Origin of the sequence: Allobosea sp. RAF48 (assembly GCF_052114025.1) — a bacterium.
In the GTDB taxonomy this organism is placed as follows: domain Bacteria; phylum Pseudomonadota; class Alphaproteobacteria; order Rhizobiales; family Beijerinckiaceae; genus Allobosea.
Window position 1 is genome coordinate 56,269 of record NZ_JBFRDZ010000016.1, and the last position, 15,009, is coordinate 71,277.

Annotated in this window: 9 protein-coding genes; all 9 read right to left on the reverse strand. The window is 69.0% G+C overall.

The annotated features are described in order from the left end of the window. Nucleotides 1–68 precede the first annotated feature (68 nt). On the reverse strand, nucleotides 69–725 hold the full coding sequence (locus tag AB4Z10_RS24760) for a DUF1345 domain-containing protein (protein ID WP_441473067.1): 657 nt from the start codon (nucleotides 723–725) through the stop codon (nucleotides 69–71). Continuing rightward, nucleotides 722–4,222, reverse strand: a complete 3,501-nt coding sequence (addA, locus tag AB4Z10_RS24765) for a double-strand break repair helicase AddA (RefSeq protein WP_441473068.1) — start codon at nucleotides 4,220–4,222, stop codon at nucleotides 722–724. The genes AB4Z10_RS24760 and addA overlap by 4 nt, the downstream gene beginning before the upstream one ends. Then, nucleotides 4,219–7,329: a double-strand break repair protein AddB gene (gene addB / locus AB4Z10_RS24770; RefSeq protein WP_441473069.1), complete on the reverse strand. Its 3,111-nt coding sequence runs from the start codon at nucleotides 7,327–7,329 to the stop codon at nucleotides 4,219–4,221. The genes addA and addB overlap by 4 nt, the downstream gene beginning before the upstream one ends. After that, a complete protein-coding gene (locus AB4Z10_RS24775; RefSeq protein ID WP_441473127.1) occupies nucleotides 7,322–8,026 on the reverse strand; it encodes a nucleotidyltransferase family protein in 705 nt (234 codons plus the stop codon). The genes addB and AB4Z10_RS24775 overlap by 8 nt, the downstream gene beginning before the upstream one ends. A 63-nt stretch (nucleotides 8,027–8,089) precedes the next feature. After that, nucleotides 8,090–9,646 carry a tRNA (adenosine(37)-N6)-threonylcarbamoyltransferase complex ATPase subunit type 1 TsaE gene (gene tsaE / locus AB4Z10_RS24780; RefSeq protein ID WP_441473070.1) on the reverse strand — a complete coding sequence of 519 codons (1,557 nt, stop codon included), beginning with the start codon at nucleotides 9,644–9,646 and terminating at the stop codon, nucleotides 8,090–8,092. After that, complete coding sequence (locus AB4Z10_RS24785) at nucleotides 9,643–12,060, reverse strand: sensor histidine kinase (protein ID WP_441473071.1); 2,418 nt, start codon at nucleotides 12,058–12,060, stop codon at nucleotides 9,643–9,645. The genes tsaE and AB4Z10_RS24785 overlap by 4 nt, the downstream gene beginning before the upstream one ends. A gap of 460 nt (nucleotides 12,061–12,520) precedes the next feature. Next, the gene (ahcY, locus tag AB4Z10_RS24790) at nucleotides 12,521–13,915 is read right to left on the reverse strand and encodes an adenosylhomocysteinase (RefSeq protein WP_441473072.1); all 1,395 of its coding nucleotides are present in this window, start codon (nucleotides 13,913–13,915) and stop codon (nucleotides 12,521–12,523) included. Nucleotides 13,916–14,174: 259 nt separating this feature from the next. Then, the gene (locus tag AB4Z10_RS24795; RefSeq protein WP_441473073.1) at nucleotides 14,175–14,489 is read right to left on the reverse strand and encodes an HPr family phosphocarrier protein; all 315 of its coding nucleotides are present in this window, start codon (nucleotides 14,487–14,489) and stop codon (nucleotides 14,175–14,177) included. 24 nt (nucleotides 14,490–14,513) lie between these two features. Further along, nucleotides 14,514–14,915 carry a PTS sugar transporter subunit IIA gene (locus AB4Z10_RS24800; RefSeq protein ID WP_149131162.1) on the reverse strand — a complete coding sequence of 134 codons (402 nt, stop codon included), beginning with the start codon at nucleotides 14,913–14,915 and terminating at the stop codon, nucleotides 14,514–14,516. Between the last annotated feature and the right edge of the window lie 94 nt (nucleotides 14,916–15,009).

A 15,009-nucleotide genomic window follows, 5' to 3' on the forward strand; every position in this document is an offset into this window, starting at 1 on the left:
CGAAGCTATGAACGCCCGCCCCTCCGGTCAAGGCGCGTACATCGCAGGGCAGAGCCGAGGCCGGCGCGTCACGACCCGGCTGAGACCAGACTTGCCCCGACATTGATCGCCATCGCCAGGATCGAGGTGTTGAAGACGAAGGCAAGGATGGAATGCAGCAGCACGACGCCGCGCGCCTGCCGCGTCGTCACGCCGATATCGGAGGTCTGCGAGGTGCAGCCGATCGTGTAGGAGAAATACAGGAAATCGACATAGTTCGGATCGGTCTTGCCCGGGAAATCTAGACAGGGCTTGGACTTGCCGCCGCGATAGTAGATGCCGGCATAGTGCAGCGTGAAGAAGGCGTGCAGCAGCGTCCATGAACACAGGATCGTGACGCCACCCAGCGCGAGGTGAATCCCGCGTCCGCTGGCCGGAACCGCCCCAATGCCGCTGAGCTGAACCACGATGGCGACCAGGCTGGCGCTCGCCGCCAGGCAGGCGATGATAAGAATGGCGAAGGCACCCTCGTCCTGCCGCTCGGCCCGCGCCCTGATCTCGTCGACCGACTCGGTGAACATGGTCGCGCCAAGCAGGCCCAGATAGAAGATCGCGCCAGCATCCCAGGCAACCAGGAAGCGCGTCGCCCACCGCCAGTCGCCGGGCAGCAGCGCCGCCAACCCCACGCCAGCACCGAGAGCCGCCAGAAGGCGCGGGCGCAGCAGCAGGGATGGCAGGAGCTTCATGGCCGGGACGATCCGTCGGAGCGGCCGACGCTAGCGCCCGCCGCGGCGCCTGCCAAGGCGAGGAGCGCCGCGTCGAGCTGCGCGGCAGCAAGTTCGAAATGGGCGAGGTTCGCGGTGTAGACGACCAGCGCCCGGATCGCCCGGTCTGGATAGATCTCCTGCATCAGCGCGGCGTAGGCCGCGAGCTGCACCAGAGTCCCGACAGGAATCGCATCGGCCCGCTCCGGCGGCCGGGCTGTGGTCTTGAAATCGGCAATGACGACGCTTTCGGCGGTGACGGCCAGCCGGTCGATCCGGCCGGAGACCGCGCGCACCGCACCGTCCGGCAGGCGGATGGCGCCTGCGACGGGCACCTCCGCCAGCGCCCCTTCGGCAAAGAGCGCGGTAAGGCCCGGCTCGGCCAGGAGAGCGAGCGCCTGCGCGACGATGCGGGCCCGCCGCTGCGGCGGCAACGCGCCGCCGCGTGCCTGCGCCAAGGCGTCTGCCGCCCCGGTGCGGCGCTCGGCCGGAAGATCGGGCAGGAGCTGGAGCAGCAGATGCGCCAGCCGGCCGGCGGCAGCCGCCTCCGCGAGGAAGGGTCCGTCGCCCGGCCGCTCCTCGCCATCGGCTGCCGAGAGGGCGTTCGACGGCTTCAGCGGCGGTGCGGGCTCGGCCTCGCGCGGGGCGGGCTTCGTCAGCCAGGCGGGCGGCGGCAGAACCGGCTCGGCCGGCTGCACCTGCGCCTCTTCCTCCGCCGGCCTCGGAGGCGTCACGGAGAAGCGCAGGATCGCATCCTCGCCCTCCCCAAGGGTGGCGAGGCCGGCCTCCGACTGCGCAAGCCCTTGCGCAATCATCGCGTACCAGCTTCCGGCCGGCGGGTCGCCTTTGGCCTGCGCGCCGCAGACGATCAGCCGGTCCTCGGCGCGGGTCATGGCGACATAGAGCAGGCGATGATGCTCCTCGACCATCTGCGCGACGACGGTCGCCTTGGCTGCGGCCGTCGCCTGCGTGTCCTCGGCGCTCGCCGGTGGCCAGATCGGCACGAGGCCAGCACGCGGCGTCGATACGGCGAGTATCTTCGGCAGACGCTTGGCGCCGGGCTCGACGCCGAGATCGGCGAGGATGACGATCTTCGCCTCCAGACCTTTCGAGCCGTGGACGGTCATGACGCGAACCTCGCCGGCGCTGGCCGAGAGATCGCGCTTCACGTCGGCGGCGCTGCCGGTGACATGCTGGAGGAAGCCGGCGAGCGAGGGGCCGTAACGCCGTTCATGATCGAGCGCGGCATTGAGGAAGGCATCGAGCGCGTCGCCCGCCTCGGCGCCGAGCCGGGCGATGGCGAGGTTGCGCCCGCCGCCGGGGCCGAGCAGCCCGGCAAAGAAGCGGAACGGGCCGGAACGGCCAGCCTCGCGCGCCCAGTCAACGAGCCTGGCTTCGGCAGCGGCATAGCGCGGCTCGCTCGCCGCAACTTCCTGCAGGGCGGCTCGGAGCGAGCCCTTGCGGCCGGGCGCGAGGCGCAGGAGATCGTCGTCGTTCAGGTCGATCAACGGCGTCTTCAAGGCGGTGGCGAGCGTCAGGTCGTCGTCCGGCAGCAGCAGCGCGCGGCCGAGCACGACGAGATCCTCCACGGCCGGATGCTCGGCGAGCGTCAGCCGGTCGCGGCCGGTAACGGGCACGCCGGCATCCTTCAGCGCCTTGACGATCGCCTCGAAGAGCGCGCCGCGCTGGCGCAGCAGGATCATCACGTCGCCGGCGGCGAAGGGGTTGCCGCGATCGTCACGGCGGTCGCGGTGCCAGCGCTGCAAGGTCCGCGCGATGCGTTCGGCGAGCTTTACCGTGCCGCTGCGGCGCTCGGGCGCGTCGACCGGCGTGGTCCAGGCGTCCGGCGGCTCGCCGGTATCGTTGGCGGCGAGCGGCCAGAGATCGACCGTGCCGGGCGCGCTGCGTCGAACCGTGTCGTGCATCTCGGGACGCGCCGCGCCGTCGAAGACGAGACCGCGCGCATGCTCGGGCAAGGCGAAGACGGCATCGACTGCCTGCATGATGTCCGGCGCCGAGCGGAAGGAGGTGTTGAGGCTGATCGCCTCGAAGGCGAGTTCGGCCTCCGCGATGCGCCGGCCGAGCGCACGGCGCTCCTCGCCGAAGGCGGCCGGCGCCGCCCCCTGGAAGCCGTAGATCGACTGCTTCTCGTCGCCGACGACGAAGATGGTGCGTGGCTTCGGCCTGAAATCGCCACCGCCGGTGAATTCCTCCGCGAGCTTGCGCAGGATCGCCCATTGCGCCTCGCCGGTGTCCTGCGCCTCGTCGAGCAGGATGTGGTCGATGCCGGCATCGAGCTTGTAGAGCACCCAGGCCGCCTCGACCCGCTCCAAGAGCGAACGCGTCCGCGCGATCAGGTCGTCATAGTCGAGCAGCGAGCGCAGGCTCTTCTGGCGCTGATAGGAGGCGAGCATGCGCGTGACCAGCAAAGCGAGCGCTGCGCTGCGGTCGCGGATGGCGACGGCGTTGATCGCATCGGCCGCCGTCAGCAGGCAGGCGGCGAGCGCCTCCAGCGTCGCCAGCGTGGCACTCTCGAACTCGGATTTGCCCTTGCCGCGGATATTGGCGTTGATCGTTCCGGCTTCGGTGATGAAGCCGCGCCGGCAGAAGGCGATCGGATCGCCATCATCCTGACCGGCGAGCAGCGTGCGCAGGGTCCCGGCGAGGTTCTGGCGCGTCGCGCTGCCGGCGTGGAGTGCCTCGATCAGGGCCTGAAGGCCAGGCAGCGCGGCCAATTCGGCGCGAAAGGCCCGCTTCACCGTGTCGGCATCGAGATCGGGGTCGATGCCGAGGAAGGCGGCGATGCCGGCCAGCATCTCCTGCGGATCGCGGGCGCGGCCGTTCTCGTCGCTGAACAGGGCCCGCTGGCGCAGCGCCTCCTGCACCATGGTCTCAAAGGAATCCTGCGCCGCGAGCTGCGCCAGCAGGTCGAGCGCGCTGGCCTCCGCCCCATCCGGGTTCGCGGCGACCAGGGCCAGCAATTCGCGCCGCGCCTCGCGCAGCATCTCGGCCTGGGCGAGATCATCGGCCACCTCGAAGCGCGGCGGCACGTTGGCCTCGAAGGGCGCGGCCTGCAGCACGCGGGTGCAGAAGGCGTGGATCGTCTCGATGCGCAGCCCGCCCGGCGTCTCCAGCGCCTCGGCGAAGAGGCGGCGCGCCTTGGCCCGCTCGGCGGCGCTGGGCGCGCTGCCGGTCAGATTGGTCAGCTCCTTGGCAAGGACGGCCTCATCCAACGTCGCCCAGGCGCCGAGCGCCTTGAAGATGCGGTTCGCCATGTTGGCGGCGGCCGCCTTGGTATAGGTGATGCAGAGCATCCTGCTCGGCTGGACGCCGTCCAGCAGCAACCTCAGCACGCGGTTGACCAGCACATGGGTCTTGCCAGAGCCGGCATTGGCCGAGACCCAGGCGGAGAGGCCGGGATCGGCAGCCAGCGCCTGGCGCTGATTGGTCAGCGACGGGACGATCCAGCCCGGCTTCACGCCTCGCCTCCTTCGTCACCACCGGGCGCCGCCGACCATTCCTTGACCCGGGCGAGATGGTCGTAAGGGCTGGCGTAACGGATGTAGTCAGGTGCCCGCCGCGAGACATAGGCCTCGCGACCGGTGCGCAGCGCATCGAGATGTTTCAGCAGATTGTCCAGGTGGCGGGCTGCGACATCGGCCAGCGGCTCGCCATCGAAGTCGAGCGGCTTGTCCTTGGCCCAGCCCTTCGGGTCATGGTGGAGCTTCATGTAGATGACAGCCTCGACCGGCGTCGGCCCTGCGAGCCCCTTGAAGCCGGAACGCGCCGCCAGCTCGGCTTCCAGCGTCAATTGCGGCGCGAAACCCTTCTCGACCTGCGCCTTGCTGGGCGGAGCCCCGGTCTTGAAGTCGACGATCCGCAGCGCCGGCTCGCGCGTCAGCTCGATGCGGTCGGCCCGCCCGCTCAGGCGGAATTCGCTGCCGTCGGCCAGCCTGAAGCTCGCGCCGGTGAAGAGCTCGACGCCGATGCGGGCGATGCCGGGCCGCCTGCGCTCCTCCCAGCGGATGAAATGCCCGGCCGTCAGCAGGAAGCGCGGCCACCAGAAAGCGCGGACCTCAGGCACGTCATCGAAGTCGCGAAAGAGTCTGTCGCCGATGGCGATCAACTGCCCCAGCGCGTCGGCCGGCAATTGCTCGGGATAGGTCGTGGTGAAGCTTTCGACGATGTTGTGCAGCAGCCGGCCACGATCCTGAGCCGTCGGATCCTCGATCAGCCCGTCGAGGGCGTCGAGCTTCAGGATCTTGCGCGCGTGGATCTGATAGGGATCGCGATAAAGCGTCTCGACTTCGGTGACGCTGAGGGATAGCGGCTGGATTTCGCGCGGCGGGCGCGGTTTCGGCCGCCCAACCGGCCTCGCATCGGCGGGCGCGCTCAGCAGGGCGGCGAGCCCGCGCAGGCGACGGCCTTCGTCGAGCGCCTTGCTCCATGCCTGCTTCGGCGTCACCGCGTGCAGCCGCTGCCAAAAGCGCGAGGCGATGGTCTCGGCCTCGCCGACCTTGCGCGGCCGCGTCAGCGTGACCTCGCGCGCCGCCATCAGCGCCTGGGCGAAATCATGCGCGGTCTGGCCGATCCGGCGCTCCGGCGGCGAGAGGCCGAGCTCGGCACGCATCGGCCGGTTGATGAAGGAATCGGTCGTGGTCTGCGGCGGCCAGACCGTCTCGTTCAGGCCGCCGAGCACGATATGGTCGGCTTCGAGGAGGCGCGCCTCAAGCAGGCCCCATATGGCGACGCGCGGATGGCCCGGCGTCGCCCGCTTGACCGCGCGCTCGGCGAGCAGGCCGTCGAGAATCGCGACGAAATCCTGCGGCCGGCCGCCGGGCGGCATGACGTCCTTCGCCGCGACGAGATCGTCGAACAGCCCGGCCAGCGCCTCGCCATCTGGGCCGATGAAAGCGAGCGGCGTCCCGGCTTCTGTCGCGCTGACGGCGGTAACGGCAGCCTGCGCGGCTGCAGTGACGGCTCCAAGCGACGGCTCGCCGAGGAAGAGCGCTTCGAGCAGCGACGCGCAGGCTGCTTCCAGCGCGTGGAGCACGGCCGCTGCCGCGGCAGCATCCTCCGCCGTCAAGCGCCTGCGCGGGCCGGGAACGTGACCAGCCTCGCGCAGCTCGCTCCATTCGCCGAGCGCCAGATGCAGGCCCGCCAGCCCCCTGCCGACGGCATTGCCGCGCCAGCAGCCGATTTCCAGTGCCGCGGCTCCCCGCGCCAGCGCTTCCCGGCTCAAGCCAAGCCGGCAGAGCGGGTGGGCGAAGAGCGGGACGAGCGAGGCCGGCGTCATCTGCGCCAGCGCCGCCTCCAGGATCAGCCGCAGCAGCGAGCCTGCCGGCCAGCGCCCAAGCGGCTGCCCGGCGGAATCATCGACCTCGACGCCCCAACGCGCGAGCTCGACGGCGACGCGCTCGGCAAGGCCCCGATCGGGCGTCACCAGCGCCGCCCGCGCCTGCGGTCGCTCCAATGTCTCGCGCAGCGCGATCGCGACAGTGAGCGCCTCCTCGCGCTCGTCGGCCGTCTCGACGATACGCAGGCCGGCGAAGCCCGCTTCCGCCTCGCCGGGCGCGAACCGCTGGCCGAGGTTCGCCCAGAGCTCCGTCACCGATGCCGGCAGCATCGCCTCGCGCAGCAGCTCTCCCCGCGCATGGCGTGCGGCATCGGGCACAGCCAGTTCGCGGACATCGGCGCGCTCCGCGCCGAGCGTCTCCATCAGCTGACGCAGCGCCGCCTGCGGATGCGAAGGCGCGGGTTCCTTGGCGATGGCGTTCCAGGCGCGCTCGTCCAGCCCGAGATCGACGCCGGGCAGGACGACCGCCCCGTTTGGAAGCCGCGCGATGGCGGAGAGCAGCCGCGCCGTGGCCGGGACGGTGCCGGTCGAGCCTGCGGCGATGATCGGCCCCCTCGCCCCGCCCGCGAGCAACCTCTCGCGCTCGGCCGCAAGCATCCGATTGCGAAACTCGGCCGGGTCGATGGCCCCTTGATCGGCGAGAATCTGCGGCCACGCTTCGCCGAGAATGGCGAGAAAGCTCGCATTGAGCTGCCAGACCCTGTCGAAGCGCGCGGCGTCGAGGCCGGCGAGCTTCTCGACCGGCACACCTTCGGTCTGCATCTGATCGAGCAGGTCGGCGAGGTCGCCAGCCAGCCCATAGGCCTCCGCCAGCGTCGCCGGCACCAGGGACGGCTCCGACGGATCGAGCCTGAGATGGCTGCGGTTGGCGGTGCGGCCCCAGGCGTCGACGAGCCGGGTCAGCAGCATGCGGCGGGGCAATGGCTCGATCGGAACAAGGCGCTCGCCCGTCCAGGCGCCGGAGCCGATCAACGCCGTCTCGGCCTCGTCGACATCGCCAAGCGGGACGATACGCGGCAGCAGGAGCGGCTTGCCGCCGAGCTTCTCGGCCAGGATCGCGGTGAAGGCGCGCGCGGCGCGGCGCGTCGGCAGGTAGAGCGTGGCGCGCGCCATCGCCGCCGGGTCGCCGGGGTCGTGGATCGCCCCCAGCCGCCCGTCCAGCATCGCTTCGGCCAGAACATCCAGAAAGGGCGCGCCGGCCGGTGTGCTGAACAGATTGAGCTCAGGCATCGACCGGCTGCGCGGCGAAGGCGGCTTCCGCCGGCGCGATCGCCTCGGGCGTGCCGACATGCAGCCAGCGCCCCTCCAGCACTTCGCCGAACAGGCGACCTCGGGCGATGGCGCGGTCGAAGAGCAGATTGAGCGAGAATGGCCCTTCCGGCGTGTCGGCGAAGAGCTCCGGTTTCAGGATGGCGACGCCGGCATAGACCCAGGGCGCGCGCTCAGCCGCGCCGCGCCGGGTCAGGCGGCCATCCTCTCCGAGGAAGAAGTCACCGGCGCCGTCGAAGCCGAGGCTGGTCTTGCGCTCGGCGAGCAGGAGCAGCATGTCCATCCGCGCCGGATCCCAGGCTTCGGACATCGCCTGCATGGCGGGCCGGCCCGTCTCGCGCCAGAGCGCGTCGGAATTGACGTGGAAGAACGGCGCAGCTCCAAGCAGCGGCAGGGCCTTCTTCACGCCGCCGCCGGTTTCCAGCAATTCGGCGCGCTCATCAGAGATGGCGATGCGCGRCCGGGCGCGCCCGGCGACATGCGCCTCGACCTGCCCGGCGAGATGGTGGACGTTGACGACGGCGTCCTCGACGCCGGCATCGGCCAGCCGGTCGAGCATATGGTCCAGCATCGCCTTGCCCCCGATCTTCACCAGCGGCTTCGGCAGCGTATCGGTGATGGGGCGCATGCGCTGCCCGAGCCCGGCCGCCAGCACCATCGCCCGGCGGATCGGCGGCGAAGCGGTTGAGGTCACGCGAATCTCCGTATCGATCGGATCAGACTAGCCCGCGGCGTCCGTCTCGAACAGCTTGGGCATATGGGCCTGATACCAGCCCTTCAGCTCTTCGAGGGCGGGGTGTTCGAGATTGCGGCGCAGATAGGCCTCGATGCGCGGCAGGTGCTTGAGGTAGTCGGGCTTCCCGTCGCGCTTGTCGAGCCGGGCGAAGATGCCGGCGATCTTGGTATTGCGCTGGGCGCCGAGGATCGCATAGGCACGGGCGAAATCGGCAAGATCGAAATCGGGCGCATCAGCGCGCCTCGCCGCGCCATAGGCGGCGAGCAGCCTCAGCTCCAGCGAGGCCGGCACATCGATGCGCGCATCCTGGCCGAGCGACGCCAGGTCATAGGCCGGGTGGCCGAGCACCGCATCCTGGAAGTCGATCAGGCCGAGCTTGGCATGGCCCTCCCGCTTCTCCAGCCAGATCAGGTTCGGCGAATGGAAATCACGCAGCGTCCAGGTGCCGGGCTGGGCGAGGATCTCGTCGAGGAGCCTGTTCCAGATGCGGGCGAATTCCGCCTGCGTCACCGCCGGCAGGGTCACGCCCGCGATATGCGGCGCATACCATTCCAGGATCAGCTCTGTCTCGATCGCCAGCGCCTGCCGGTCGTATTCGGGAATCGCATGGTCGCGCCCCTCGCCCACCGGCAGAATCGACGGCAGGGTGTGACGGTGGAGGTCGGCGAGCAGCCTGGCCGCCGCCTCATAGCGTTCGGCGATCGGCCGACGCTCGGCGTCGATCACGCCCTCGTTGCCGAGATCCTCGATGACGAGCAGGCCGGTGGTCAGATCCTCGGCGAGGATTTCCGGCGCCGAATAGCCCAGCGAGCGCAGGCCGCGATCCATCGCGACGAAGGCCTCGACGTTCTCGGCGAGGTGAGCCAGCGTGCTGTAGGGCTTGCCGAGGCGGATCGGCGGACCGTCCGGCCGCGGCGGCGAGATCATCAGGACCGCCGTCTCGCCGGTCGGCTGCGTCAGCCGTTCATAGGCGCGCGTCGATGCGTCGCCGAGCATGAAGTCGCGGCGCGCTCCGCCCCAGCCGGAGGCGTCGAGCAAGCGGCGCGAGGCAACGGCGATGGCGAGCCGCTGCTTCCAGAGCACGCCGCCGGAGAGATCGGCAATGCGTCCGGTCTCGGGACTGTCGGGGTCGACATCGAGCACGATATCGAGCCTGCGCCCCGCCGGCAGGCGCGTGCCGGCGCGGTCCGGCCACTCGACCAGCGTGATCAGCCGTTCGACATCCTCGATCAGGCCGATATCGTCGAGCTCGTCCGGCGAGCGCACGCGGTAGAGATCGGCGTGCAGCACAGTGCCGCGCCGGGTGTCGTAGCTCTGGACCAGGGTGAAGGTCGGGCTCGGCGCCTCCAGCGCGGGGTCGTCCGCGAGCTCGCGCAGGATAGCGCGCGCCAGCAGCGACTTGCCGGAGCCGAGATGGCCGGAAAGCGCGACGATGTCGCCCGGTTTCAGGATGGCGGCGATGTCGGCGGCGAGGCGCAGCGTCGCCGCCTCGTCCACCAGCATGAGCCGGTGCAGGCCGGCCTTGCGGGCTTCTTCCGTCATTCAGCGGCGTCCGAGAGCGGCATGCCCTGCGCGGGGAACACGGCGGAGACCTTCGTGCCGCGGCCCGGCGCGGAATCGAGCTCGACATGGCCGCCGTGCAATTCGACGATAGAGCGGACGATCGACAATCCAAGGCCGACGCCGCGATGGCTTGAGCCGAGGGAATGGCTCTCGAAGCGCTCGAAAACCTTTTCCATGACCTCCGCAGGAATGCCGCGGCCGTGATCGGCCACGGTGATGCGGACGTCGCTGCCCTGCCGCGTCGCGCTCACGGTCACGGTCTGGCCGGGCGAGGAGAAGCCGATCGCGTTGGAGAGCAGGTTGAACAGCACCTGCCGCAGGCGCTTGCCGTCCGCCCGCAGCGGCCCGGTGCGCGGATCGATATCGACCTTGAGCTCGAGTCTGCTGTCGGTCAGCCGGTCATGCAGCCCCGCCGCGGCCTGGGCGATGGTGTCGGCGACATCGACATCCTGGATGTCGAGCGTCAGCGCACCGTTGTCGATGGTGGCGAGGTCGAGAATGTCGTTGATGATCGCGAGCAGGGCGCCGGAGGAGCGCACGATATGCGAGGCATAGTCGCGCTGCTTCTCATTGAGCGGGCCGACCGTCTCGGTGCCGAGCAGCTGAGCGAAGCCGATGATGTTGGTGAGCGGCGAGCGAAGCTCGTAGGAGACATGGTGGACGAAATCCTCGCGCAGCCGCGAGACCTTCTCCAGCGCCTCGTTCTTCTCGGTCAGCGCCCGCTCGACGTTCACGCTGGCGGTGACGTCGGCGAAGGAGATCAGCGTCGCGCCGTCCGGCAGCGGCGCGGCCGCCATGTCGAGCACGGTGCCGTCGCGCCGCTCCATCCGGCTGCGGTAATCCTCGCGCGCATCGCGCACGCCGGTGACGACGCTGTGAAGCTCGCTCCAGACCTCGTCCTGCGGGAAGAGCGGCCGGCACAGCCGGATGACCTCGTCGATATGCGGGGCGCTGGCGGCGAGGTCGCCGCCCTGAATGCGCCAGGACTGGGCGAAGGCGGGGTTGGAGAGCTTGAGCCGCCCGTCGGAGCCGAACACGGCAACGCCCTCGCGCAACGAATCCAGCGTCTCGCGCTGGGTGCGGGAGAGCGCGTTGAAGCGCGATTCGAGGGTGAAGCGCTCGGTCACGTCATCGTAGAGATAGGTGACGCCGCCCTGCGGATTGGGGCTGGCGACGACATGGATGGTGCGCCCGTCCGGCAGATACCACCAGTCTTCGCTCGCGCGCGTCGCGGTGTAGGCAGCCTGGGCCGCCGCCTTCCAGCTGCGGTAGTCGCCGAGCTCAGGCAGGCGCCGCTCGGCCCGGAGCCGGTCGAGGATTTCGCCATCGGTCGGCAGCCCATCGAGGAAGCCGGCGTCCAGCGACCAGAGCGTGTCGAAGCCGGAATTGCGATAGACGAGGCGCTGCGAGCCGTCGAAGACCGCGACCGCCGTCTTCAGCCGGTCGAGCGTGCGGACATGGGCATCCATCTGGCGCTGAAGATCGGCCCGCACCGCTTCCAGCTCGCTCATATCCGTGGCGAACCCGGCAAAGCCCGTCGCAGCCGGCACCTCGACGATGTCCAAGGTCCGGCGCTGGCCCGCGACCACCGCTGGCGCCCGCGCCGCAAAGGAGCGGCCTTCGCGCCGCGCCCGCGTCGCCGCCTCGCGCTCGGCCCGGTCGAGCAGTTCGAGACCGCCTTTCACCGCGGTCGTCGTATCGCTGGCCTCCACGGCCCGCGCATAGGCGGCGTTGACCCATGTCAGGCGACCATCGGCGTCGCGCATCCAGGCCGGGTGCGGCAGGCCCGCGAGCAGATGGGCGAGCGCCGCGTGATCCGCGGTGACACGCTCCAGCTCTCCACGCAGCGTCATGACCTGCGCCCGCTCGCCGGTGACCTCGCGGAAGCGGATCACAGCCCGGCCGGCAACGGGCCGGCCCTCGATGTCGATGAAAGGTCCGGCCTTGCTGCGCAGCGTGACGTTGAAAGCCTCGCCGCGCTCCTTCAGTGCATCGGTCGCGAGCTCCAGCCGCTTGGCGTCGGCGGGGGCGGCCCAGCTGCCATAGGCCAGTGCGAGTGCTGCCCCGGGGGCGCCGAGAAAGCCGCTGTCGCCCTCGAAGACCGGCTGCGCGTCGCGGCCGTTCCAGCTGACCACGACCTGCGGATCTGCTCCCAGAAGGATCGAAAGGCGCTCCTGATGGCTGCGCGCGGCTTCGAGATCGGCTGCCAGCTTGGCTTCGCGCTTCTGCCAGCGGGCGCGTTCGCGCACATAGAGGAGCGAGGTCGTCGTGGCGAAGACCGTCAGCCCGGTAAGAGTGAGCGAAAGCGCGCCCGTGCTCATGATATCGAGCCGCATCGGCACCAGCCATTGATCCTGCGCGATGGCGGGGGCCGAAGCAATCGAAGCGGTCAAAGCAGGCAGCAATGCGCGCGGAGCCCAGTCCCCAGCTCGCCTCTGTCGCCTCAACCGTCTCATTCTGCGCCCATCTTCTCGCGGCGGCCGCGGCCGCCATATCCGCCACACTCGTCGGAATCGGCTTGGAGAGCCGGCGAAAACCGCCGTCTCGAAGGCCGATGCACGCGCACCACCACGCCAATCACATCAGAGCTTTGATCCGTTCCGCGCCATAGCGGGGAGCCCGAATCACCCCCACTGTAATCATCCGTGGAGTCCGTCAGGAAGTGCTTAATCGCCGGTAAATGGTGAGATTTTCAGGCGGCTCGATTTACCGGGAGCCAAACATCAAGAAGTAGTTTCGAATTCAGATCGACCTACAATTTGTAGTATCTCACTGCGTGATTCCATAATGGCACAGGGATAAAAAAAGGCCCGGCAGGTGCCGGGCCTTTAAGAGATTGCGCGTTGGCGCGTGTCAGTAGCGGTAGTGCTCCGGCTTGAACGGGCCGGCCTGCGACACGCCGATGTATTTCGCCTGGGCGTCGTTGAGCTTGGTCAGCTTGGCGCCGACCTTGGCGAGATGCAGCGCGGCGACCTTCTCGTCGAGGTGCTTCGGCAGGGTGTAGACCTTGTTCTCGTACTTCGCGTGGTGGTTCCAGAGCTCGATCTGGGCGAGCGTCTGGTTCGAGAACGAGCAGGACATCACGAAGGACGGATGGCCCGTGGCGTTGCCGAGGTTCACGAGGCGGCCTTCCGACAGCAGGATGATGCGCTTGCCGTCGGGGAACTCGACCTCGTCGACCTGCGGCTTGACGTTGTCCCACTTGAAGTTCTTCAGGCCCGCGACCTGGATCTCCGAGTCGAAGTGGCCGATGTTGCAGACGATGGCGCGGTGCTTCATCGCGCGCATATGGTCGACCGTGATGACGTCGAGATTGCCGGTGGCGGTGCAGAAGATGTCGCCGCGCGGCGCCGCATCTTCCATGGTCACGACTTCGTAACCTTCCATCGCCGCCTGCAGGGCGCAGATCGGGTCGACCTCGGTGACGAGCACCCGGCAGCCGGCCTGGCGCAGCGAGGCGGCCGAGCCCTTGCCGACGTCGCCATAGCCGGCGACGACCGCGACCTTGCCCGACATCATCACATCGGTGCCGCGGCGGATGGCGTCGACCAGCGACTCGCGGCAGCCATAAAGGTTGTCGAACTTCGACTTGGTGACGCTGTCGTTGACGTTGATCGCCGGGAACGGCAGGCGGCTCGCCTTGGCCAGTTCATAGAGGCGGTGGACGCCGGTGGTGGTCTCCTCGGAGACGCCCTTGATCGCGGCGCGGGTCTTGGTGAACCAGCCCGGGTTGGCCTTGAGCTGGCGCTTGATCAGCGCGAAGAAGATCGTCTCTTCCTCATTGCCCGGCTTGTCGAGGAAGGCGGCATTGCCGGCCTCGGCCTCGGCACCGAGGATGATCAGCATGGTCAGGTCGCCGCCATCGTCGAGGATCATGTTCGGCGTGCCGCCGTCGCCCCAGGTGGCGGTCTTCAGCACGTACTCCCAGTACTCCTCCAGCGTCTCGCCCTTGATGGCGAAGACCGGGGTGCCGGTCGCGGCGATCGCGGCGGCGGCATGGTCCTGGGTCGAGAAGATGTTGCAGGAGGACCAGCGGACATCGGCGCCGAGTTCCTTCAGCGTCTCGATCAGCACCGCCGTCTGGATGGTCATGTGCAGGCAGCCGGCAATGCGCGCGTCCTTGAGCGGGGCCTTGCCCTTGTGCTCGGCGCGGATGGCCATGAGGCCCGGCATCTCGTCCTGGGCCATGTTGATTTCCTTGCGGCCGTAATCCGCGAGGCTGATGTCCTTGACGATGTAATCCGACACGGGGGAGCTCCAATCCTGGCACCTGAAACGTGCCGGCTCTCTAGCAGCGACCGGGACGGAAGGCAATCAAAGATATAAAGATGTCTTTATGTGCTGCCGTCACGCTTGCCCTTGTGGCGGGCATCCACGTCCTAACCACCGCATTCGGCCGGTACTGACGTGGATGGTCGGGACAAGCACGACCATGGCAGGCGGCCTTGGCGGCCACCTTCGCTTTCGCTCACAATGACGGGAATGCGGACCCCGCCCGCTAGCCGGGTTACTCGCCTTCGCCGAACCTGTCGGCGATCAGGGCGGCCAGCGCGTCGAGGGCGGGCTGGGCCTCGGCGCCCTTGGCGACGATGGTGATTGTCGAGCCGATGCCGGCGCCGAGCGTGAGCACACCCATGATCGAGGTGGCGCCGACGGTTTCGCCACAGCGGCTCACCGTGATGTCGGCGTCATAGCGGGCCGCGCATTGCACGAATTTCGCCGTGGCGCGGGCGTGCAGACCCTTTTTGTTGACGATCTCGAACTCGCCGTAGAGAGCGCCGTCGGGAACCTGGATCTCGGGGCAGTCACAATTCTCGTCCAAGCCGCCCTCCCCGGTCGCGTGCGCTTACTTGCCGGCCAACACGCGGCTGGCGACGGTGATGTACTTGCGGCCTGCATCCTGCGCGCTGGTCACGGCCTCGTCGAGGGTCTTCTCCTCGCGAACGCTGGCGAGCTTGATCAGCATCGGCAGGTTGATGCCGGCGACCACGTCGACGCGGCCGGGCTCCATCACCGAAATCGCCAGGTTGGAGGGGGTCCCGCCGAACATGTCGGTCAGGATGATGACGCCATCGCCGTTCTCGACCTGCTCCACGGCAGCGATGATGTCGCGGCGGCGACTTTCCATGTCGTCATCGGGAGCGATGGCGATCGTCGCCAGATACGCCTGGGGGCCGACGACGTGTTCGAGGGCGGCGCGGAATTCCGTCGCCAGATGCCCATGAGTCACAAGGACCAGTCCGATCATTCAATCCAGCACCGGAGAGCGCCCATCGGCGCCCGGACAAGGTCGCGGTTTATGCGGCAGGTGCGAGACAATCGCAAGGTGTCAGCCGTTAAAC